The following is a 21,229-nucleotide window of genomic DNA, read 5'->3' on the forward strand; positions in this document are numbered from 1 at the left end:
TCGGCAGGTCCGGGGAGATCTTGAGTGCCGCTTGCAGCGGTGGCGCGCCGCGGACGGCCCGGGGGAGAGGGCGGTCCGCCCGCGGCGCGCTCCGGTCAGAAGTCGAAACGTGCGGCGATCGACACCGGCACCGACACGCGCTTGCCGGTATCGTTGATCGAGCCCAGCCCCAGGCCACCGATCGCGCTGTCGTCGCCGCTGAGGTCGGCCACGTAGCGCACGCCGGCCTGCGCGGTGATGCTGAAGCTGTCGTTCACCGGAATCAGCACGCCGACATCGACACCGGCGCTGGCGGCCCACTTCTTCTCGGTGAACGGCGCGTTGGCGATGGTGATGCCGGCATCCGGAATCTCGAACGTGGCGCGGATGTCGTCGGTTTGCGTGGCGCCGAGTCGACCGGCGATGAACGGACGCGTGTAACCCGGCTCCATGAAGTAGTGGCGATAGCCGGCTTCCACGGTCAGCGCCTTGTAGTCGCTGAAGGTACCGTACACGGGCAGCGTGGTATTGAGGGCGGGGACGAAGGCGCCACCGACCTGCACGGTACCCGGGTCGGTTTCGGTGCGGCGGATCTGGCCGAAGATCTCGGCGTCCGGGTTCAGTCCGTAGGCGAACTCCAGACCGTAACCCATCGCGTTGTCGTAGATGTCGGCATGCGAGCGCGACTGGATGCGCAGTTCGGCGCTGACGCCGGCGAGCGCAGGATTCAGCGGACCAAGATCCGGCACCGGTGCGATCGCGCCATCGTGCACGTCACCGCTGACGGGCGTATCGGTACCGCCGAAAACGGACATGGACAGCTTGCCCTGTTCGGGACCTGCAGCGTAAGCGGGCGCGGCAAGCGCGAATGAAACGGCCAGGGCAAAGAGCGACTTCTTCATCGGGGGACTCCTCCAGGGGAAAGGCCGACATCGTGTGTGTGTCGGATGCCGGCGATACGCAGGCGGAGTCGCGATGGATGCGTCGCGATGCTGCAACGTAAGTGCGCTTTTCTTCACGCCGCGTCGACACGACGCACGGCATCCGCAAACTTCACGTGTCCTTCATTGCTCCGGACGCACTCGGCCGCCATCCGGCTGCGCGGTGCCGCGTGCGAGACGCTCCTCGATCCGGGTGAAGGCCGATTGCGCACCTTGAGGCGACGCGCCTGCATCGGTGGCGAAGTAAGCCACGCCTGTTCCGTGCGTGCGGTCCATCCACAGGCCCGAGCGCAGTGCGTAGGCATCGCCGGAATGGCCGACACGCGCCACGCCATCGCCGAAGAGATCGTCGCCGCAGCCGTCATGCGCGGTGGCGAGCGTCTGTACGGCAAGACCATAACGGCAGAAGAATGCGCGTGGCTGGCCACTGCCGGTGTCTTCCTCGTGGGTGACGCCGTTGCCGCCGTCGAACGTCCATTGCGGTGCCGTCATTGCATCGATGCTGGCGGAAGACAACAGTCTCACGCCGTCGACCTCGCCATTGCCGAGGAACAGACGGCCGATCTTCGCCAGCCCGTTTGCCGAGATGCGCAGCCCGCCCTGCGGCGAGAACAGGGCACCGTTCTCGCCGGCCTTCCAGCGGGCGAGGTCGCAGCCCGCGCCTTCTTCGATCACGACGCTGCAGGCGGGTTTGCCGGCCCGGTTCTCGTCGCGCACCGGTTCGCGGTCGCGGTAGAGCACGACCGCACGCGTGGCGGTGGCGGCGTCGCAGCTTTCCCAGTTGAAGCAGGCTTCGAGCTTCAACGGTTCCAGCACCAGCCGGCGCATCAGCAGGTCGAAACGCTCACCGGTGGCGCGCTCCATCGCCATCGCCACCAGCGGGAAGTTGAGGTTGGTGTAGCGGAAGTGCGTACCGGGCGCATGCGTGTCGTCCCAGGCCTTGGGATCGTCGAGGATGCCTTTCAGCGGCTGGCCCAGCGGCGTGGCGTAGTAGCCGGCCGCATCGGTCAGGCTGGAACGGTGCGACAGCAGCAGGCGCAGGGTGATCGGCGTGTCGGGGAACTGTGGGTGACGCAGCGTCCATCCCAGGTACGTCGAGACATCGGTATCGAGATCGAGTTTGCCGGCCTCGACCAGTCGCATCACGCCGATCGTGGTCACCAGCTTGGAGATCGAGGCGACGCGCACGGGATCGTCGGCGGTGACCTTGCGGCCGGTGGCGAGGTCCGCCATGCCTTCGGCACGGGTGCTGACGACGCCGTTGCGGTCGAAGGCGACGCGTACCTGCGCGACGGGCTCGCCTGCGGAGGCCGCCACCGACGCGACCAGGCAGGCCAGGTGAAGCAGGATGCGGATACGACGGAAGGGCATGCGCCAGCGCCTCGCGGGGACCGGCCCCGACTTTACTTCATCGTCGGCATCACGAACTCGGCCGTGTGGGTCTCCGGCCAGCGGGCGGTGATTGTCTTCAGCCGCGTGTAGAAGCGCACGCCATCCGGACCATGTACGTGCAGCGGGCCGAAGATCGAGCGCTTCCAGCCGCCGAAGCTGTGGAAGGCCATCGGCACCGGAATCGGCACGTTGATGCCGACCATGCCGGCCTGAACGCGATGGGCGAACTCGCGCGCCGCGCCGCCGTCGCGGGTGAACACGGCGGTGCCGTTGCCGTACTCGTGTTCGTTGACCAGGCGCAGCGCCGCGTCGAGATCCGGTACGCGCATGACGCACAGCACCGGACCGAAGATCTCCTCGCGATAGATCGTCATCGCCGGCGTGACGCGGTCGAACAGGCAACCGCCGAGGAAGAAGCCGTCCGCGTGCCCCGCGACCACGTGGCCGCGGCCATCGACGACGAGGTCCGCGCCTTCCGCTACGCCGGCGTCGACATAGCCGCGCACCTTGTCGCGGTGCGCGCCGGTGACCAGCGGACCCATTTCGGGATCGAGGCAGCCGGGGCCAATCTTCAATGCGGCGACCTTCGGCGCCAGCGCGGCCACCAGCGCATCGGCCGTGGCATCACCCACGCAGACCGCTACGGAGATCGCCATGCAGCGCTCGCCGGCGGAGCCGTAGCCGGCGCCGAGCAGCGCGGAGACCGCGCCGTCGAGATCGGCATCCGGCAGCACGACCATGTGATTCTTGGCGCCGCCCAGCGCCTGCACGCGCTTGCCGTTGGCGGAGCCGCGCGCGTAGATGTATTCCGCGATCGGGGTGGAGCCGACGACGCTCAGCGCCTGCACGCGCGGCTCGTCCAGCAGCGCGTCGACCGCGATCTTGTCGCCGTGCACGACGTTGAACACGCCATCCGGCAGACCGGCCTGCTTCAGCAGGTCGGCCATGAACAGCGCGGCGGACGGATCGCGTTCGGACGGCTTCAGCACGAAGGTGTTGCCGCAGGCCAGCGCCACCGGGAACATCCACAGCGGTACCATCGCAGGGAAATTGAACGGGGTGATGCCGGCGACCACGCCGAGGGGTGCGTATTCGCTCCACGAATCGACGTCGCGGCCGACGTTCATCGAGTGCTCGCCCTTGAGCAGGTGCGGGATGCCGCACGCGAACTCCACCACTTCCAGCCCGCGCGTCACTTCGCCGCGCGCATCGGACAGCACCTTGCCGTGTTCCGAGGTGATGATCTTCGCCAGGTCGCCGGCGTGCGTTTCGAGCAGTTCCTTGAAGCGGAACATCACCCGCGCGCGGTTCAGTGGCGTGGTGGCGGACCAGCCCGGAAAGGCGGCGGACGCGGCGTCCACGGCCTGCTTCACGTCTTCTGCCGAGGCCAAGGGCACGCGTGCGGTGACGGAGCCGGTGGCGGGGTCGAACACATCGCCGAAGCGGCCATTCCCGCCTTCCACCCGCTGTCCGTTGAGGAAGTGATGCAGCGGCTGGCTCATGCGATGTCTCCGATAGTGGCTTTCTGTAGGAGCGGGCCATGCCCGCGATGCTTTTCAGTTGCCTCGATATCCAAAGCATCGCGCCCATGGGGCGCTCCTACAGGGGTTCCGGGGTGTTACGCCAGCGCCTCGCGCGCCGGCACGTAGGCGTAGCCCAGATCGTCGGCGACGGCCTTGTAGGTGACCTTGCCGGCGTGCACGTTCAGGCCGTTGAGCAGGTGCTCGTCGTCCAGCAGCGCCTGCTTCGCGCCCTTGTTCGCCAGCTGCACGGCGAAGGGCAGGGTGGCGTTGGTCAGCGCGAAGGTCGACGTGCGGGCAACGCCGCCCGGCATGTTGGCCACGCAGTAGTGGATGATGCCGTCCACTTCGTACGTGGGGTTCTGGTGCGTGGTGGCCTTCGAGGTCTCGAAGCAGCCGCCCTGGTCGATCGCCACGTCCACCAGCACCGAACCCGGGCGCATCAGCTTCAGCTGGTCGCGCGAGACGAGCTTGGGCGCGGCGGCGCCGGGAATCAGTACCGCACCGATCACCAGGTCGGTGTCGGGCAGGCGTTCCTCAATGGCGTCGCGGGTGGAATAGATCGTGGTCAGCTGGTGGCCGTACAGCTCGTCCAGGTACTTCAGGCGGTCGAGCGAGCGGTCGAGGATGGTGACGTGCGCGTTCATGCCCATCGCCATGCGCGCGGCGTTGATGCCGACCACGCCGCCGCCGATCACCAGCACTTCCGCCGGCTTCACGCCGGGCACGCCGCCCAGCAGTACACCCGAACCGCCTTGCGCCTTCTCCAGCGCGTGCGCGCCGGCCTGGATCGACATGCGGCCGGCCACTTCCGACATCGGCGCCAGCAGCGGCAGGCCGCCCTTGCGGTCGGTGACGGTTTCATAGGCGATGCAGGTGGCGCCGGAGGCGACCAGCGCCTTGGTCTGTTCCGGATCGGGCGCGAGGTGCAGATAGGTGTAGAGCACCTGGCCGGGACGCAGCATGGCGCACTCGTTCGGCTGCGGCTCCTTGACCTTGATGATCATGTCGGCGCGGGCAAAGATTTCCGCGGCCGTGTCGACGATCTCCGCGCCGGCCTTGACGTACTGCTCGTCGGTCAGGCCGATGGCCTTGCCGCCGTCGCGCTGCACGATGACCTGGTGGCCATTCGAGACCAGCTCGCGGGCGCCGGACGGGGTAAGTCCGATGCGGTATTCGTGGTTCTTTATTTCCTTGGGGACGCCGATCAGCATGGTGCTCTCCAGTAGCGGGAAGGGGCTTCGCGCGAGGGGGAGCGCTGGTGCCGTTGGTCCGTAATTTTACGCGGTTGCCCGTATGGTGTCCGCCAGAATGTTCACGATCCGGTCGATGTGAGACTTCTCCACGATCAGCGGCGGCGACAGCGCGATGACGTCGCCGGTCACCCGGGTCAGCAGGTGGCCTTCGTGGAAGGCGCGGGCGAAGACGTCGTAGGCGCGGGTGCCGGGCGCCCCGGCGCGCGGGGCCAGTTCGATGGCGCCGACCAGGCCGAAATTGCGGATGTCGATGACGTTCGGCAGACCCTTCAGCGAGTGCAGCGCGTCCTGCCAGTAGTCGCCCAGCGACAAGGCCTTGTCGAACAGGTGTTCCTCTTCGTAGGTGTCCAGCGTGGCCAGCGCGGCGGCGCAGGCCAGCGGATGGCCGGAGTAGGTGTAGCCATGGAACATGTCGATGGCGTTGTCCGGTCCGCTCATGAAGGCGTCGAACAGACGCTCGGACACGAAGGTGGCGCCCATCGGCACGCAGCCGTTGGTGATGCCCTTGGCGGCGGTGATCATGTCCGGGGTGACGCCGAAGCGTTGCGCGCCGAAGGCGTGGCCGACGCGGCCGAAGCCGGTGATCACTTCGTCGAAGATCAGCAGGATGCCGTGCTTGTCGCAGATCTCGCGCAGGCGCTGCAGATAGCCTTCCGGCGGGATGACGACGCCGGCCGAACCCGAGATCGGTTCGACGATGACAGCCGCAATCGTCGAGGCGTCGTACAGCGCGATCTGGCGCTCCAGGTCCTCGGCCAGTTCGATCCCATGCGGCGGCAGCCCCTTCGAGAACGCGTTGCGCGACACGTCCAGCGTGTGGCGGATGTGCGAGACCGCCGGCAGGCCGGGGCCGAACCACTTGCGGTTGTTCGGCAGGCCGCCGACCGACATGCCGCCGAAGCCGACGCCGTGGTAACCCTTCTCGCGGCCGATGAAGCGTGTGCGCTGGCCTTCGCCGCGCACGCGGTGATAGGCCAGCGCGATCTTCAGTGCGCTGTCGACCGCTTCCGAGCCAGAGTTGCTGAAGAACACCCTCTTGAGGTCGCCGGGCGCCAGCGCGGCCAGGCGCTCGGCCAGCTTGAACGGCAGCGGCGAGCTCATCGAGAAATTGGGCGCGAAGTCGAGCGTGCCGATCTGCTGCTTCACCGCCTCGACGATGCGCGGGCGGGAATGGCCGGCGTTGCAGCACCACAGGCCGGCGGTGGCATCGAGCACCTCGTTGCCGTCGACATCCTGGTAGTACATGCCCGATGCACTGGCGAGCAGGCGCGGCTTCGCCTTGAACTGCTTGTTGGCGGTGAACGGCATCCAGAAATGGTCCAGCGAACCGGGCGCTTCCAGGTTCTGGCGCGCGTAGTGCTCGGCCAGGGCGGAGGGGGTGTCGTCAGCGCTCATCACGGCTCCGGGGCAAGGACTGGACGCAGCTTAGCGCGTTGAAAAAACTTTACAACCGTGCCGAAGGTCGGATCTGGCGTGTTCTGCCCGTCCCGGCCGTCGTTGTTCATCGGGCTGAAGAATTGCCCGGGTGCCCCGGATTGACCGGCCTGTCGCGGGGTGTAAAGTATCCCGCAACACTTCGGTCTCTCGGCAAGGGTGGTGATGGACATCGGCGCACGCCTGCAACTGGTCCGCAAATCCAAAGACCTCAGCCAGCGCGAGCTGGCCAAGCGCGTGGGCGTCACCAACAGCACCATCTCGCTGATCGAACAGAACAAGGTCAGTCCGTCGGTCAGTTCGCTGAAGAAGGTGCTGGACGGCATCCCGATCTCCCTCGCCGACTTCTTCACCCTCGATCTGGAAAAAGGCCTGCCCGACAGCCCGTTCTACCTGGCCGACGAGCTGCCGGACGTGGGCAGCAACGGCATCCATTATTTCCTCGTCGGCCAGCATCGCCCGCAGCGGCAGATGTGCATCCTGCGCGAGGTGATGCCGCCAGGCAGCGACACCGGCGACAGCATGCTGGCGCACGACGGCGAGGAGGGCGGCGTGGTGATCGCCGGTGAGGTCGAGGTGACCGTCGGCGAGCAGGTCCGCGTGCTGAAGGCCGGCGAAGGCTATTACTTCGAAAGCCGGGTGCCGCATCGGTTCCGCAATGTCGGGGAGGTGGATGCGGTGATCGTCAGCGCGAATACGCCGGCGACGTTCTAGTGAACAGCTCCTTCCCCCGCGTGCGGGGGAAGGTTGGGATGGGGGCGACGGCGCCGCCGTCCCAATGAAGAATCGATGCGTCGCGTGTGGCGCCCGCACCCCACACTCGAAACACCACCGAGGGCACGCGTTCTTTTCGCCGGCTTGCCCCCACCCCAACCCTCCCCCGTAAACGGGGGAGGGGGCAGAACATCAGGAGCCTCCATGAGCAATCCCCGCACGCAACAGGACTGGCAGGCGATGGCCGCCGGGCTGTCGATCCGCACGCAGGCCTTCATCGACGGCAAGTACGTCGATGCCGCAAGTGGCAAGACCTTCGACTGCGTCAGTCCCATCGACGGCCGCGTGCTGGGCCAGGTGGCCGATGGGCAGGAAGAGGACATCAACCGTGCCGTCGCCGCCGCACGTCGCAGTTTCGAGGCCGGTGCCTGGTCGAACGCGCGCCCGACGCACCGCAAGAAGGTGCTGCTGAAGTTCACCCAGTTGATCGAGCGTCATGCGGACGAACTGGCGCTGCTCGAATCGCTGGACATGGGCAAGCCGGTCAGTGATGCACGCAGCGTGGACCTGGCCGCGACCATCCGCTGCATGGGCTGGACCGCCGAAGCGCTGGACAAGGTCTACGGCGAAGTCGCTGCCACCGGGCAGGACGAGCTGGGCCTGATCACCCGCGAACCGCTGGGCGTGGTCGGCGCGATCGTGCCGTGGAACTTCCCGCTGCTGATGGCATCGTGGAAGCTGGCGCCGGCGCTGGCGACCGGCAACTCCATCGTGCTGAAGCCGTCCGAGAAATCGCCGCTCACCGCGATCCGCCTGGCCGAGATCGCCATCGACGCCGGCATTCCGGCCGGCGTGCTCAACGTGGTGCCGGGCTTCGGCAAGACTGCCGGCGAGCCGCTCGCGCTGCACATGGACGTGGACGGGCTGGTGTTCACCGGATCCACCGCCGTCGGCAAGCGCCTGCTGCAGTGCGCCGGCTTGTCGAACATGAAGCGCGCGTACATGGAGTGCGGCGGCAAGAGCCCGAACATCGTGTTCGCCGATGCGCACGATCTCGACGTCGCCGCGAAGGCCGCGGCCGGCGGCATCTTCTACAACCAGGGCGAGGTCTGCACCGCGGCCTCGCGCCTGCTGGTCGAGCGCTCGATCAAGGACGAGTTCGTGGCGCGCGTGGTCGAGGCCGGCAAGGCGATGCGTCCGCGCCATCCGCTCGATCCCGGTGCGCCGATGGGCGCCATGGTCGACGAAGGGCAGACGCAGCGCGTGCTCGACTACATCGAGAAGGGCAAGGCCGAAGGCGCGCGCCTGGCGCTGGGCGGCACGCGCGCCGAGGTGGAAGCCGGTGGCTGCTACATCGAGCCGACCGTGTTCGACGACGTGGCGCACGACCACACCATCAGCCGCGAGGAGATCTTCGGCCCGGTGCTGTCGGTGATCGGTTTCGACAGCGAGGAAGAGGCCCTGCGCATGGCCAACGACAGCGAATACGGCCTGGCCGCCGGCGTGTGGACGCGCGACATCAGCCGCGCGCACCGCGTGGCGCGCAAGCTGCGCGCAGGCAGCGTCTGGGTCAACTACTGGGACGGCGGCGACATGACCGCGCCGTTCGGCGGCTACAAGCAATCCGGCAACGGCCGCGACAAGTCGCTGCACGCTTTCGACAAATACACCGAACTCAAGGCGACCTGGATCAATCTGGGCAGCTGATCGCAGCTCGAAGCACGTGTAGGAGGGGCTTCAGCCCCGATGCTTTCCGATGATCGCCGGGATTCCGTCCAAGAGCGTCGGGGCTGAAGCCCCTCCTACAGGAAGCCGCGCAGGCGTCATCGTTCTGCCAGAATCGCCCCGACCCACCGACCGGCCTGTCCATGACCGCCACCGCCGTTGCCTCCACGCCCACCAACTCGCCGGGGCGTGTGCTGTTCGCCAGCCTGATCGGCACCACCATCGAGTTCTTCGATTTCTACATCTACGCCACGGCGGCGGTGCTGGTGTTCCCGCACCTGTTCTTCCCGCAGGGCGACCCGACTACCGCGACGCTGCAGTCTTTCGCCACGTTCGCGCTGGCCTTCATCGCACGACCGGTGGGTTCGGCGCTGTTCGGACATTTCGGAGACCGTATCGGCCGCAAGGCCACGCTGGTGGCGGCGCTGCTCACGATGGGCATCTCCACCGTGCTGATCGGCCTGCTGCCGACCTACGCGCAGGTCGGCATCGTGGCGCCGCTGCTGCTGGCGCTGTGCCGGCTGGGGCAGGGCATCGGCCTGGGCGGCGAGTGGGGCGGCGCGGTGCTGCTGGCGACCGAGAACGCGCCACCCGGCAAGCGCGCGTGGTACGGCATGTTCCCGCAACTCGGTGCGCCGATCGGCTTCCTGTGCTCGACCGGCATCTTCCTGCTGCTGACCGAGGTGATGACGGATGCGCAGTTCCTTGCCTGGGGCTGGCGCATTCCGTTCGTCGCCAGTGCGGTGCTGGTGTTCGTCGGCCTGTGGGTGCGGCTGAGCATCGCCGAAACCCCGGATTTCCAAAAGGCGCTGGACAAGGACGAGCGCGTCAAGGTGCCGATGCTGACCGCCGTGCGCGAGCATCCGTTCGCATTGGTGACCGGCACCTTCGCGCTGGTCGCCACCTTCGTGCTGTTCTACCTGATGACGGTGTTCGCGCTGAGCTGGGGCACGTCGAAGCTGGGCTACTCGCGTGAGCATTTCCTGTTGCTGCAGATGGCAGGCGTGCTGTTCTTCGCGCTGACCATCCCGGTGTCGGCGCTGTACGCGGATCGCTACGGGCGGCGCAACGCGATGATCGTGGCCACGCTGCTGATCATCGGCTTCGGCTTCCTGTTCGCGCCGCTGCTGGAATCGGGCAGCGACCTGGGCGTGCTGGCGTTTCTGGCGCTGGGACTGGGCGCGATGGGCCTGACCTACGGGCCGTGCGGCACGATCCTGGCGGAGATGTTCCCCACGGCCGTGCGCTACACGGGCGCATCGCTGGCATTCAATATGGCGGGCATCCTCGGCGCCTCGCCGGCGCCGTACATCGCCACGCGCCTGGGCGAGCGCTACGGGCTGGCCTCGGTCGGCTGGTACCTGGCGGCCATGGCGGCGATGACGCTGCTGGCGTTGCTGGTCATGCCGCGCCGCCGGTAGCGTGCGCCACGCGCACGACCCCCGCAGCGGTTCGACGTGCGCATAGCGCACGCTACGCGAACAGGCGCTTCACGGTGCGGCTGAGCCAGCCGCCCTGCTGGTGGTCGCGGACGAACTGGTTGAGGTGCCGCTTCACCGAATCGGCATAGGCCTTGTCGTCGTTGCGGATGTGGTTGAACAGCCAGCGCGACAGCATGCTGCGCAGCTCGTCCACGATGTCCTCGCCGGCCTCGAAGCGCAGGCGGTACTCGGACACGCGCTTGGTGAACACCTCGTGCACGCGCTTGTGGGCGGCGCTGAACGGGTAACCGGCTTCCTCCATCAGCTCTTCCTCGAACGCGAAGTGGGACAGCGTGTAGTCGACCAGTTCGTCGATCACCTCGCCGACCGCGAAGCGCTCCATCGATTTCTGGCTCACGTGGAGGTGGTTGATCATCTCCACGATGCGGCGGTGCTGGCCATCGATGATGTCGATGCCCGTGTCCATGTCGTCCTGCCAGATCAGCAGTGTCATCGCGGATTCCCCCTGCCGGCGGTTGCCGGAATGCAGGGGAATCTAGGTGCGCGCCAAGGTCGCGGCATTGATTCCGATCAATGCCGCGACCGATGGACGAGGCGAGCTGTGGACTTACGTAGGAGCGACGTGAGTCGCGACCGCCGACCCGACAGCGTCGGCCGGGTCTGGTCGAGTTTCAGCCACTAAGGTGCCGCTGGGTCTTTCGGTTGCATTGATGCGGCTTGGACGCCTCAATCTTCCGGTCGCGACTGACGTCGCTCCTACAGAAGGCGCTTAGCCGCTGGAGATCACCCGGTTGCGGCCGCCGGCCTTGGCGAGGTAGAGCCGGCGATCGGCCTCGCTGATCAGGTGGTTGAGGGTCTGGCCCGGGAAGCGGGTGCGGAACACGCCGATGCTGACCGTCATGCGCAGCTTGTGGCTGCCGACGTCGACTTCGAGCGCCTCGATCGCGGCGCGCAGCGACTCGAAGTAGTCGACCGACTCGCTCTCGCCCAGGTAGGGCACCAGCGCGCAGAACTCTTCGCCGCCGAAGCGGGCGATCAGGTCCTGCGAGCCGGCATGGCGCGCGATGGCCTGGGCGACCGCCTTCAGCGCGACGTCGCCGGCCTCGTGGCCATAGCTGTCGTTGATGTGCTTGAAGTGGTCGATGTCGATGATGGCGGCGGTGACGGCCTGCTGGCGGCCCAGCGTGTTCGGCAGCAGCGCGTGGCACTCGGCCAGGAAGTGGCGGCGGTTGGGCAGGCCGGTCAGGAAGTCGCGGGTCGCGAGGTCCTGCAGCGTGCCGATCAGTTCCAGCTGGTCGATGTTCTGCGACACGCGGCAGAAGAACTCCTCGCGCGAGAACGGCTTGTGCAGGAAGTCGTTGGCGCCGCTCTTCAGGAAACGCGGCACCAGGCTGCCGTCGCTGGTGCCGGAGATGCCGATGATCGCCAGGTGGTCGCGCGCGTGGCGTGCGCGCAGGCGGCGGGTGAATTCGTGGCCCTTCATGCCCGGCATTTCCTGGTCGACGATGGCCAGGCGGATGTCGGGATTGGCGTCCAGCATGGCCAGGCCGGCTTCGCCGTCGGCCGCCTCCACCACGCGGAAGCCGTACATCGACAGCAGCGCGGCCGCATGCTGGCGGGCGGAACGGGAGTCGTCGACGATCAGCGCCGCGATGCGGCGGTTGCGCTCGAGGCGCTGCACCAGCCAGACCAGGTAGTCGATGCTGCCGGGGGTGTTCTTGAGCACGTAGTCCACGACCTGCCGGCGCAGCACTTGCTCGCGCAGGGCGTCGTCGTAGACGCCGCTGACCACGACCGTCGGCAGCTGGCGCGACAGGAAGAATTCCACCACCTCGTCATGGCTGCCGTCGGCCAGCACCAGGCTGGTGACCACCATGAACCAGTCGGGATGCTGCTCGAGCGTCGCGCGTGCTTCCGCCAGCGTGGAGGCATAGACCACGGGCAGGGCGAGCTTCTGCTCGATGGCTTCGCCGATCAGCCGCGCATGCGTGCGCGAGTTCTCCACCACCAGGATGCGCTGGGGGAGGGGCGGGGCGTTGGCGATGGTGGGAGCGACGCGTTGCGGGCTGGACATGCTCGGGGAGGCCGAGGAAGGTTCCTGTCACGTTTATCGGCCGCCCCGGTCCGGACTTGAGAGCTGTGTCACGGAAAAGACACAGGCGGCGCGACGCCTACCAGAGCGCGTCGCGCAGCTTGTACCAGGCCATGGCGGCCACCAGCAGCGGCGTGCGCAGGGCGCGGCCGCCGGGGAACGGGTGGTGGCGGATCTTCGCGAACAGGTCCAGCCGCTCGGACTGGCCGCGGATGGCCTCGGCCATCACGGTGCCCGCCAGTCCCGCCGCGATCAGACCGTGGCCGGAGAAGCCCTGGGCGAAGTACAGGTTCGGCGACAGCCGCCCCCAGTGCGGCGCACGGTTGAGCGAGATGTCGATCATCCCGCCCCACAGGTACTCGATGCCGACGTCGCGAAGTTGCGGGAAGACGCGGTGCATGCGCCGCGTCATCACGCCGCGCAGGTTGGGCGGGGTCATCGTCGAATAGCTGGCGCGGCCGCCGAACAGCAGGCGGTGATCGCGGCCGAGGCGGAAGTAGTCCAGCGCCCAGTTGGTGTCGGCCACCGCCATGTCGTTGCGGATCAGGTCGCGCGTGCGCGCCTCGCCCAGCGGCGGGGTGGCGGCGATGTAGGTGCCCACCGGCATCATCCGCGATTCCAGTTCCGGCGCGATCCCCCGCAGCAGCGCGTTGCCGGCGAGGATCGCGGTATCGCAGGCGACCTCGCCCTGCGCGGTCTTCAGCAGCGGGCGCGGCCCACGCACCAGTTCGGTCACGCGTGAGCCCTCGAAGATGCGTACGCCGGCCTCCAGTGCCGCGCGTCCCAGCCCAAGCGCGTACGCCAGCGGGTGCAGGTGGCCGCTGACCGGGTCGTACATCGCGCCCAGGTAACGGTCGCTGGCGAGTTCGCTGCGCAGGCGCTCGCGGTCCCACCATTGCACGGGGTGGTGGTAGCGGGTGTTGAAGTCCTCGACGGCCTCTTCCACGTCGCGTTGCTGGCGTGGGTTGATCGGCACCGTGGCATGCCCGTCGCGCCAGTCGCAGTCGATGCCGTGCCGGTCGATGCGCCCGCGCAGCCAGCGCAGGCCATCCACCGACAGATCGAACATCTTCTTCGCGTCGTCGAAGCCGACCAGCGCCTCCAGCTTGGCCTCGCCGCAGCCGAAGCCGGCGATGGCCTGGCCGCCGTTGCGGCCCGACGCACCCCAGCCGATGCGCTCGGCCTCCAACACCACGACGTTGTAGCCGGCTTCGGCCAGTTCCAGCGCCGCGGCCAGGCCGGTGTAGCCGGCGCCGAGGATGCAGACATCGGCGTCGATGCGTCCCTGCAGTACGGGTTGCGCAGGCAGCGTGGTAGCGCTGGCGGCGTACCAGCTGTCGGGGTAGGCGGAAGTGGCGAGGGGATTCAAGGACTCTCTCCGGCGTCATCCCCGCGAGAACGGGAATCCCGTGCCTTTGTCTTTGCGATGCCGATGGCGCTGGGTTCTCGCCTGTACGGTGATGAAGGTGTGCTCATGGACTCCATCCTCGTCACGTGCCTTTTGTATGAAATTCATTGGTCATCGGTAGCGCAGAAACAAGAATTCATTTAGTGGATAGGAGATGTGACCTCGGTTCGGACGATCTTTCCGGCGCTATGTGCTGACGGTATTGGTTACGACCTCTTCACCCTTGATCTGCAAACAGAAGTACAGCCACTTGGCAGGTGCTCGCGACTCGAAGCAAACCTCCCAACCATCGAGGACGTCGCTGTCCTTGTTGATGCACGTAATGAAGAAAGTTTCTCTGGGCTCCATCCCATCAAAGGCGTCCCATCCTGACATGCATTCTCGGACGAACGGCTCGCACAGGTCCCAGAGTTGATCGGGCTGTGACTTCTTGGCGAGCAGAAACTCGCGGGCGTCCTGCGCAGGGCCTTCCCTGCCTCCAGGAATATCCACACAAGAGACTCCCTCGGCCTGAAATGGAACAGTCCAGTCGTTCTCCATGGTCCAGTAACCACCAAAGTCGTTATGGAAGCGAATCTGGCCGAAGTCCGGATCATGGATTCGGAGAGGTGGCTCACGAGAAAAGAGCTTTCTTAGCAAGGAGAACATGCGGACGTGTCAGGTTGCAGGCTTATGGTTGCCCGCAGCGAGTCGAAGTCGCTGGGTTCCCGCCTTCGCGGGAATGACGGTATCCGGAGCGACATGTTTCTGCTCACACCGACCGCAGATACCACGCGTACTCCAGATCGGTCACCTCGGTGTAGAAGCTGTGCATCTCCTTGAGCTTCTGCTGGCCGTAGATGTGCTGGAAGGCGGTGCCGAACTGCTCGCGGATGAACTCGCTGCCCATGAAGGCGCCGATCGCCTCGCGCCAGAACGGCGTGCGGATCTCGGTCTGGTCGTAGGCGTTGCCGGTGATCGGCGGGCCGGGATCGAAGCCCTGTTCGATGCCGTGCAGCATGCCGGCCAGTACCGCGGCGGTGACCAGATAGATATTGGCGTCGGCGCCGGCGATGCGGTGCTCGATGCGCGTGTTGGCTTCGTCGCTGTGCGGGATGCGCATGGCGACCGTGCGGTTGTTGTAGCCCCAGACATCGTTGAGCGGTACGAAGGCGTTCAGCACGAAGCGGCGGTAGCTGTTGGCGTGCGGTGCGAACAGCAGCAGGCAGTCCTGGTCGCTGCGCTGCAGGCCGCCGATGGCGTGCTTCAGTGCGTCGGCCGGCGCTGTCTGCGGCGAGGCGAAGATGTTGCGACCGTCGGCATCCAGCACGCTGGCATGGATGTGCATGCCGCTGCCGGCCTGCTCGGCGAACGGCTTGGCCATGAAGCTGGCCATCAGGCCTTGCTGCTGCGCCGAGGCCTTGATCGCGCGCTTCAGGTAGATGGCATCGTCGCAGGCGAGCAGCGCATCGTCGCGGTGCTTGAGGTTGATCTCGAACTGGCCGGGCGCGTACTCCGCCACGGCGGTGTCGGCCGGGATGCGTTGCGCGCGGCAGGCGGCGGCGACCGCGTCGGTGAAGCCGCGGTAATCGTTGAGGTCTTCCATGTAGTAGACCTGCGTGCTGGTGTTGCGCTGGCCCGTCGCCGGGTTGATCGAGGTGCGCGGGCGCCCCGCATCGTCCAGGCGCTGGTCGAACAGGTAGAACTCCAGTTCCACCGCGACCACCGGCTTCAGTCCGCGCGCGGCGTAGCGCGCCAGCACGCGCTTGAGCACTTCGCGCGGGTTCGCTTCGAACATGCCGCCCTGCGCGTCTTCCATGCTGAGCAGCAACTGCGCGGCGGGGCGGGGCGACCACGGCACCGGCCGCAGCGAGCCCGGCACCGGACGGCAGATGCGGTCCTCGTCGCCGATGTCGTAGCCCAGCCCGGTTTCCTCCACCGTGTTGCCGGTGATGTCGGTGGCGATCAGCGACATCGGCAGGCAGACGCCGTCGCGGTAGACCTTTTCCAGTGCCTCGCGGGTGACGCGCTTGCCGCGCAGCAGGCCGTTCATGTCCGGCAGCAGCAGGTCGACCTGCTCGCAATCGGGGATCGAGGCCAGCGTGGCGGCGTCGTCATCGGGCAGGGAAGGCGCAGCGGAATCGTGGCGCATGGTGGTCATCCAGGAGGCTGCGGGGCAGCTTAGCAGAGTCGTCGGTGCGTCAAGAATACTCAACGGAAGAATTTCCGTAACCGGTGGAAATGCCCGAAATCGGTGCCGCGGCGCACCATATCAGCGCCGAAAACGTCATCTGGCGGCTTCGTGTTGTAAAAATAAAACGGCCGGGTTAACTTGCCGACAAGCCACTTCGGGCTTCCTGCATGACCCCGCTGCCGCGGGTCGGTCTGCCGACCGACCACAAGCAAATCGGTGCGCATCCCTTCCTCGCCGTCGGCGAGAAATACGTGCGCGCGGTGGTCGACGGGGCTGGTTGCCTGCCCCTGCTGGTGCCCACGCTCGACCCCGTCCTGCCGCTGCGGCAGGTGCTCGACGGCCTCGACGGCCTGCTGCTGACCGGGGCGGTGAGCAACATCGAACCGCACCACTACAGCGACGAGTCCAGCTACGAGGGCAACCTGCTGGACCCGCGCCGCGACGCCACCAACCTGCCGCTGATCCCGCTCGCCATCGAGATGGGAGTGCCGATGCTGGCGATCTGCCGCGGCTTCCAGGAAGTCAACGTCGCCTTCGGCGGCAGCCTTTACCAGAAGGTGCACGAGCAGCCGGGTTTCATGGACCACCGCGAGAACAAGGACGATCCGCTCGACGTGCAGTACGGGCCGGCGCATGACGTCGCGCTGGTGCCCGGCGGGCTGCTCGCCACGCTGGTCGGCGATACGCAGGTTACCGTCAATTCCCTGCATGGCCAGGGTGTACGCCGGCTGGGTGAAGGCCTGGTCGTCGAGGCGCAGGCGCCGGATGGCCTGATCGAGGCGTTCCGTCACGACGGCCCCGCGTTCACGCTGGCCGTGCAATGGCATCCGGAATGGAAGGTCAGGGAAAACCCGTTCTACCTGGCCATCTTCCAGGCGTTCGGGAATGCCTGTCGTGCCCGTGCGGCACGGCGTGGAGGCCATGCGTGAAGCGGCGGCATCCTCCGCCATGGGAAGGCAGGCGCTGACGCGCCCGTGCCACCGGCTGCCTCTCGCCGGCCTTTCCCTTCCCAGGACCGTATTCCCCATGAGCCAGAAACAAGCGCAACGAAAAAAGAAACAGGCCGACACCGCCGAGCTGTCCGAAAGCTCGCTGCGGCGCTGGCTGAAGGAACGCAGCATCACCGAGGTCGAGTGCCTGGTGCCGGACATCACCGGCAACGCGCGCGGCAAGATCATTCCCGCGGACAAGTTCAGCCACGACTACGGCACGCGCCTGCCGGAAGGCATCTTCGCCACGACGGTCACCGGCGACTATCCGGACGACTACTACGAACTGACCTCGCCGTCGGATTCGGACATGTTCCTGCGTCCCGACCCGGACACGGTGCGGATGGTGCCGTGGGCGGCCGATGCGACCGCGCAGGTGATCCACGACTGCTACACCAAGGACGGCAAGCCGCACGAGCTGGCACCGCGCAACGTGTTGCGCCGCGTGCTGGCCGCATACGAGAAGGAAGGCCTGCGCCCGGTGGTCGCGCCGGAGCTGGAATTCTTCCTGGTGCAGAAGAACACCGACCCGGACTTCCCGCTGCTGCCGCCGGCCGGCCGGTCCGGGCGGCCCGAGACTGCGCGGCAGTCGTATTCGATCGATGCGGTCAACGAGTTCGATCCCATCCTTGATCTGATGTACGACTACTGCGAGGCGATGGAGCTGGACGTGGACACGCTGATCCACGAATCCGGCGCGGCGCAGCTGGAGGTCAACTTCACCCACGACGATGCGCTGTCGCGCGCCGACCAGGTGTTCCTGTTCAAGCGCACGATGCGCGAGGCGGCGTTGCGCCATGGCGTGTACGCCACCTTCCTGGCCAAGCCGATGGAGAACGAGCCCGGCAGCGCCATGCACATCCACCAGAGCCTGCTGGACATCAGGACCGGCCGCAACGTGTTCACCGGCAAGTCGGAAGGCAAGGGCAGCAAGCTGTTCGGGCACTACCTGGCGGGCCTGCAGAAGTACGTGCCGATGGCGATGGCGTTCTTCGGCCCCAACGTCAATTCCTACCGCCGGCTCGCGTTGGGCCAGGTGGCGCCGATCAACGTGCAGTGGGGCTACGACAACCGCACGTGCGGCCTGCGCGTGCCGATGGACACGCCGGAGAACATGCGCGTGGAAAGCCGCTTCGCCGGATCCGACGCCAACCCGTATCTCGCGATGGCCGGCACGCTGGCCTGCGGCCTGCTGGGCATCCGCGAACAGCTCAAGCCGACCGAGCCGCTGGCCAGCAGCGCGCAGGACATCGGCTTCGAGCTGCCGCGTTCGCTCGGCGAGGCGCTGGACGAACTGGAAGGCAGCAAGCCGCTGCAGGAGCTGATGGGTGCGCGTTTCGTGCGCGCCTACGTCTCGGTCAAGCGCAAGGAGTACGAGACCTTCTTTCGCGTGATCAGTTCGTGGGAGCGGGAATTCCTGTTGTTGAACGTCTGAATGCTGTGCCCTTCTCCCGCCGGGAGAAGGTGGCGCGCAGCGCCGGATGAGGGGCGAGCGGAGTCATGACGCTTGAATGGTCTGGACTCCATCGCCCCTCACCCCAACCCCTCTCCCGGTGGGAGAGGGGCTCGAATCCACGGAGCCGTTATGACCCAACTCGACACCCGCACCCTGCAGAAGCTCGACGCCGAGCACCACCTGCATCCGTTCAACGACAACGCCGCGCTGGCGAAGCGGGGCACGCGCATCCTGACCAAGGGCGAGGGCTGCTACGTCTGGGATGCCGACGGCAACCAGCTGCTCGATGCCTTCGCCGGCCTGTGGTGCGTCAACATCGGCTACGGGCGCAAGGAACTGGGCGAGGTGGCGTCGAAGCAGATGACGCAGCTGGCCTACTACAACAGCTTCTTCCAGTGCACGACCGAGCCGACCATCGCGCTGGCCGCCAAGCTGGCGGAACTCGCACCCGGCGACCTCAACCATTCCTTTTTCGTCAATTCCGGTTCGGAAGCCAACGACACCATCCTGCGCATGGTCCGCCACTTCTGGGCGGTGCAGGACCAGCCGCAGAAGAACATCTTCATCGGTCGCCATGATGGCTACCACGGCACCACCATGGCGGGCGCCAGCCTCGGTGGCATGAAGGGCATGCACAAGCAGGGTGGCCTGCCGATCCCGGACATCCACCACATCGATCCGCCGTTCTGGTTCGCCGACGGCGGCGACCTGTCCGAGGACGAGTACGGCCTGGTCGCGGCGCGCCGGCTGGAACAGAAGATCCTCGAACTCGGCCCGGACCGCGTGGCCGCCTTCATCGGCGAGCCCATCATGGGTGCCATCGGCGTCTACATCCCGCCGAAGACCTACTGGCCGGAGATCGAGCGCATCTGCCGCCAGTACGACGTGCTGCTGGTGGCCGACGAAGTCATCTGCGGCTTCGGTCGTACCGGCGAGTGGTTCGGCTCGCAGTACTTCGGCTTCCAGCCGGACATCATGCCGGTGGCCAAGGGCATCACCTCGGGCTACATCCCATTGGGCGCGGCCATGTTCAACGACCGCGTGGCGAAGGTACTGAAGGAGCAGGGCGGCGAACTGGCGCATGGCGCCACGTATTCCGGCCATCCGGTGTGCGCGGCGGTGGCGCTGGAGAACATCCGCATCCTGCAGGACGAGAAGATCGTCGAGACGGCGAAGAACGACGTCGCGCCCTATCTGGCGCAGCGCTGGGCCGAACTGGGCGAGCATCGGCTGGTCGGCCAGGCGCGCATCGCCGGCATGGTTGGCGCGCTGGAGCTGGTGCCGGACAAGGGCAAGCGTGCCTTCTTCCCGGAGCGCGGCACGGTCGGCCCGCGCTGCCGCGACCACGCGCTGAAGCACGGACTGATCCTGCGTGCGACCTGGGACGCCATGCTGCTGTCGCCACCGCTGATCATCACGCGCGCGCAGGTGGACGAACTGTTCGACAAGACATGGAAGGCACTCAACGACACCGCGGCGGACCTCGGGATGTAGCCGCATCGAACCGACCGTGCGCTGCGTCACAGCGTCGCGGCCCGGGCGTATGATGGTTCCATCCCCCGATCCTGTTCCATGGAGACCCCGATGAAGCTCAAGACCCTCACCGTCATGCTGGCTGCCGCCGTGCTGGCCGCCTGTGGCGGCAAGGACGACAAGGCCGCCGATGGCGCGCCGTCGAAGACGCTCAACGTCTACAACTGGTCCGACTACATCGCCGAGGACACGATCCCGAACTTCGAGCAGCAGTCGGGCGTCAAGGTCACCTACGACGTGTTCGACAGCGACGAGATGGTCGAGACCAAGCTGCTGGCCGGCAGCAGCGGCTACGACGTGGTGGTGCCGTCGCTGAGTTTCCTGGGCCGGCAGATCCAGGCCGGCGTGTTCCTGCCGCTGGACAAGAGCAAGATCCCCAACCTGAAGAACGTCGACCCGAAGATGCTGGAGCGCATCGCGCTGCAGGATCCGGGCAACCAGTTCGCCGTGCCCTACCTGTGGGGCACCAGCGGCATCGGCTACAACGTCGACAAGATCAAGGCCATCTTCGGCGACACCACCGTGACCGGCAGTTGGGACGTGGTGTTCAAGCCCGAGAACGCGGCCAAGCTAAAGGACTGCGGCATCACCGTGCTGGACACGCCGTCGGAGCTGATCCCGATCGCGCTGAACTACCTGGGCGAGGATCCGCACAGCTTCGACCCGGCCGTGATCGACAAGGCGGCGGCGCTGCTGAAGACGATCCGTCCCTACATCCGCAACTTCCATTCGTCGTCCTACATCAACGACCTGGCCAACGGCGACGTCTGCCTGGTGGTCGGCTGGTCCGGCGACATCATCCAGGCGCGCGACCGCGCCGCCGATGCGAAGAACGGCGTCAACGTGGCCTATTCCATCCCGAAGGAAGGTGCGCCGCAGTGGTTCGACATGCTGGCCATCCCGAAGGATGCCAAGAACGTCGACAACGCCTACGCCTTCATCAACTACCTGCTGGATCCGAAGGTGGCGGCGGCCAACACCAACTACGTGACGTATCCGAATCCGGTGCCCGAGTCGAAGCCGCTGGTCGACAAGAGCCTCGCGGACGATCCGACGATCTATCCGCCGGCGGACGTGGACGCGAAACTGTTCACCTTCGCGGTACTGCCGCCGGACGTGGACCGCCAGTACACCCGCATCTGGACGGAACTGAAGACCGGACGCTGAAACAAAAG

The 21,229-nt window shown here is 66.7% G+C and carries 17 protein-coding genes; 7 read left to right on the top strand and 10 right to left on the bottom strand.

Annotated elements, in window-relative coordinates; genetic code table 11:
• Positions 1–95: 95 nt before the first annotated feature.
• The 5 genes from AC04MD_RS01640 to aptA form a co-directional block, all read right to left on the bottom strand.
• The gene (locus AC04MD_RS01640; RefSeq protein ID WP_475495600.1) at positions 96–881 is read right to left on the bottom strand and encodes a hypothetical protein; all 786 of its coding nucleotides are present in this window, start codon (positions 879–881) and stop codon (positions 96–98) included.
• Between the two features lie 162 nt (positions 882–1,043).
• Positions 1,044–2,291: a serine hydrolase domain-containing protein gene (locus AC04MD_RS01645; RefSeq protein ID WP_475495601.1), complete on the bottom strand. Its 1,248-nt coding sequence runs from the start codon at positions 2,289–2,291 to the stop codon at positions 1,044–1,046.
• 32 nt (positions 2,292–2,323) lie between these two features.
• The gene (locus tag AC04MD_RS01650; protein ID WP_475495602.1) at positions 2,324–3,814 is read right to left on the bottom strand and encodes a CoA-acylating methylmalonate-semialdehyde dehydrogenase; all 1,491 of its coding nucleotides are present in this window, start codon (positions 3,812–3,814) and stop codon (positions 2,324–2,326) included.
• Positions 3,815–3,930: 116 nt separating this feature from the next.
• Complete coding sequence (gene ald / locus AC04MD_RS01655; protein WP_475495603.1) at positions 3,931–5,046, bottom strand: alanine dehydrogenase; 1,116 nt, start codon at positions 5,044–5,046, stop codon at positions 3,931–3,933.
• A gap of 66 nt (positions 5,047–5,112) precedes the next feature.
• Complete coding sequence (gene aptA / locus AC04MD_RS01660; protein ID WP_475495604.1) at positions 5,113–6,483, bottom strand: omega-aminotransferase AptA; 1,371 nt, start codon at positions 6,481–6,483, stop codon at positions 5,113–5,115.
• 204 nt (positions 6,484–6,687) lie between these two features.
• On the opposite strand from aptA, the gene AC04MD_RS01665 reads away from it, so the two are divergent.
• The 3 genes from AC04MD_RS01665 to AC04MD_RS01675 all read left to right on the top strand — a co-directional run bounded on the left by AC04MD_RS01665 (position 6,688) and on the right by AC04MD_RS01675 (position 10,382).
• The gene (locus AC04MD_RS01665; protein ID WP_475495605.1) at positions 6,688–7,236 is read left to right on the top strand and encodes a cupin domain-containing protein; all 549 of its coding nucleotides are present in this window, start codon (positions 6,688–6,690) and stop codon (positions 7,234–7,236) included.
• A 204-nt stretch (positions 7,237–7,440) separates the two neighbouring features.
• Positions 7,441–8,943 (top strand): aldehyde dehydrogenase, encoded by a 1,503-nt coding sequence (locus AC04MD_RS01670; RefSeq protein WP_475495606.1) that lies wholly within the window; start codon positions 7,441–7,443, stop codon positions 8,941–8,943.
• A gap of 161 nt (positions 8,944–9,104) precedes the next feature.
• Positions 9,105–10,382: an MFS transporter gene (locus tag AC04MD_RS01675; protein ID WP_475495607.1), complete on the top strand. Its 1,278-nt coding sequence runs from the start codon at positions 9,105–9,107 to the stop codon at positions 10,380–10,382.
• 52 nt (positions 10,383–10,434) lie between these two features.
• On the opposite strand, the gene AC04MD_RS01680 is transcribed toward AC04MD_RS01675, so the two are convergent.
• From AC04MD_RS01680 to AC04MD_RS01700, 5 genes are all read right to left on the bottom strand, one after another.
• Entirely contained in the window at positions 10,435–10,896 is a 462-nt protein-coding gene (locus tag AC04MD_RS01680) for a bacteriohemerythrin (protein ID WP_475495608.1), read from the bottom strand.
• 276 nt (positions 10,897–11,172) lie between these two features.
• Positions 11,173–12,477, bottom strand: coding sequence for a diguanylate cyclase (locus AC04MD_RS01685; RefSeq protein ID WP_475495609.1), 1,305 nt, complete (start codon positions 12,475–12,477; stop codon positions 11,173–11,175).
• A gap of 97 nt (positions 12,478–12,574) precedes the next feature.
• Entirely contained in the window at positions 12,575–13,864 is a 1,290-nt protein-coding gene (locus tag AC04MD_RS01690) for an NAD(P)/FAD-dependent oxidoreductase (protein WP_475495610.1), read from the bottom strand.
• A 225-nt stretch (positions 13,865–14,089) separates the two neighbouring features.
• Positions 14,090–14,551: a hypothetical protein gene (locus AC04MD_RS01695; RefSeq protein WP_475495611.1), complete on the bottom strand. Its 462-nt coding sequence runs from the start codon at positions 14,549–14,551 to the stop codon at positions 14,090–14,092.
• Positions 14,552–14,654: 103 nt separating this feature from the next.
• Entirely contained in the window at positions 14,655–16,034 is a 1,380-nt protein-coding gene (locus tag AC04MD_RS01700; RefSeq protein ID WP_475495612.1) for a glutamine synthetase family protein, read from the bottom strand.
• A 209-nt stretch (positions 16,035–16,243) separates the two neighbouring features.
• Between AC04MD_RS01700 and AC04MD_RS01705 the strand changes: the two genes are divergently transcribed.
• The 4 genes from AC04MD_RS01705 to AC04MD_RS01720 all read left to right on the top strand — a co-directional run bounded on the left by AC04MD_RS01705 (position 16,244) and on the right by AC04MD_RS01720 (position 21,221).
• On the top strand, positions 16,244–17,005 hold the full coding sequence (locus AC04MD_RS01705) for a gamma-glutamyl-gamma-aminobutyrate hydrolase family protein (RefSeq protein ID WP_475495613.1): 762 nt from the start codon (positions 16,244–16,246) through the stop codon (positions 17,003–17,005).
• Between the two features lie 97 nt (positions 17,006–17,102).
• The gene (locus AC04MD_RS01710) at positions 17,103–18,500 is read left to right on the top strand and encodes a glutamine synthetase family protein (RefSeq protein WP_475495614.1); all 1,398 of its coding nucleotides are present in this window, start codon (positions 17,103–17,105) and stop codon (positions 18,498–18,500) included.
• Between the two features lie 150 nt (positions 18,501–18,650).
• Positions 18,651–20,015 (top strand): aspartate aminotransferase family protein, encoded by a 1,365-nt coding sequence (locus tag AC04MD_RS01715; RefSeq protein ID WP_475495615.1) that lies wholly within the window; start codon positions 18,651–18,653, stop codon positions 20,013–20,015.
• Between the two features lie 90 nt (positions 20,016–20,105).
• Positions 20,106–21,221 (top strand): polyamine ABC transporter substrate-binding protein, encoded by a 1,116-nt coding sequence (locus AC04MD_RS01720; RefSeq protein ID WP_475495616.1) that lies wholly within the window; start codon positions 20,106–20,108, stop codon positions 21,219–21,221.
• The last annotated feature ends 8 nt before the right edge of the window (positions 21,222–21,229 follow it).

This window comes from Pseudoxanthomonas sp. LjRoot206 (genome assembly GCF_056175725.1).

Excerpts from the sequence above, each read along its gene's own strand:
- AC04MD_RS01640 (WP_475495600.1), bottom strand. The coding sequence starts at position 881 with ATGAAGAAGTCGCTCTTTGCCCTGGCCGTTTCATTCGCGCTTGCCGCG.
- AC04MD_RS01645 (WP_475495601.1), bottom strand. The coding sequence starts at position 2,291 with ATGCCCTTCCGTCGTATCCGCATCCTGCTTCACCTGGCCTGCCTGGTC.
- AC04MD_RS01650 (WP_475495602.1), bottom strand. The coding sequence starts at position 3,814 with ATGAGCCAGCCGCTGCATCACTTCCTCAACGGACAGCGGGTGGAAGGC.
- ald (WP_475495603.1), bottom strand. The coding sequence starts at position 5,046 with ATGCTGATCGGCGTCCCCAAGGAAATAAAGAACCACGAATACCGCATC.
- aptA (WP_475495604.1), bottom strand. The coding sequence starts at position 6,483 with ATGAGCGCTGACGACACCCCCTCCGCCCTGGCCGAGCACTACGCGCGC.
- AC04MD_RS01665 (WP_475495605.1), top strand. The coding sequence starts at position 6,688 with ATGGACATCGGCGCACGCCTGCAACTGGTCCGCAAATCCAAAGACCTC.
- AC04MD_RS01670 (WP_475495606.1), top strand. The coding sequence starts at position 7,441 with ATGAGCAATCCCCGCACGCAACAGGACTGGCAGGCGATGGCCGCCGGG.
- AC04MD_RS01675 (WP_475495607.1), top strand. The coding sequence starts at position 9,105 with ATGACCGCCACCGCCGTTGCCTCCACGCCCACCAACTCGCCGGGGCGT.
- AC04MD_RS01680 (WP_475495608.1), bottom strand. The coding sequence starts at position 10,896 with ATGACACTGCTGATCTGGCAGGACGACATGGACACGGGCATCGACATC.
- AC04MD_RS01685 (WP_475495609.1), bottom strand. The coding sequence starts at position 12,477 with ATGTCCAGCCCGCAACGCGTCGCTCCCACCATCGCCAACGCCCCGCCC.
- AC04MD_RS01695 (WP_475495611.1), bottom strand. The coding sequence starts at position 14,551 with ATGTTCTCCTTGCTAAGAAAGCTCTTTTCTCGTGAGCCACCTCTCCGA.
- AC04MD_RS01700 (WP_475495612.1), bottom strand. The coding sequence starts at position 16,034 with ATGCGCCACGATTCCGCTGCGCCTTCCCTGCCCGATGACGACGCCGCC.
- AC04MD_RS01705 (WP_475495613.1), top strand. The coding sequence starts at position 16,244 with ATGACCCCGCTGCCGCGGGTCGGTCTGCCGACCGACCACAAGCAAATC.
- AC04MD_RS01710 (WP_475495614.1), top strand. The coding sequence starts at position 17,103 with ATGAGCCAGAAACAAGCGCAACGAAAAAAGAAACAGGCCGACACCGCC.
- AC04MD_RS01715 (WP_475495615.1), top strand. The coding sequence starts at position 18,651 with ATGACCCAACTCGACACCCGCACCCTGCAGAAGCTCGACGCCGAGCAC.
- AC04MD_RS01720 (WP_475495616.1), top strand. The coding sequence starts at position 20,106 with ATGAAGCTCAAGACCCTCACCGTCATGCTGGCTGCCGCCGTGCTGGCC.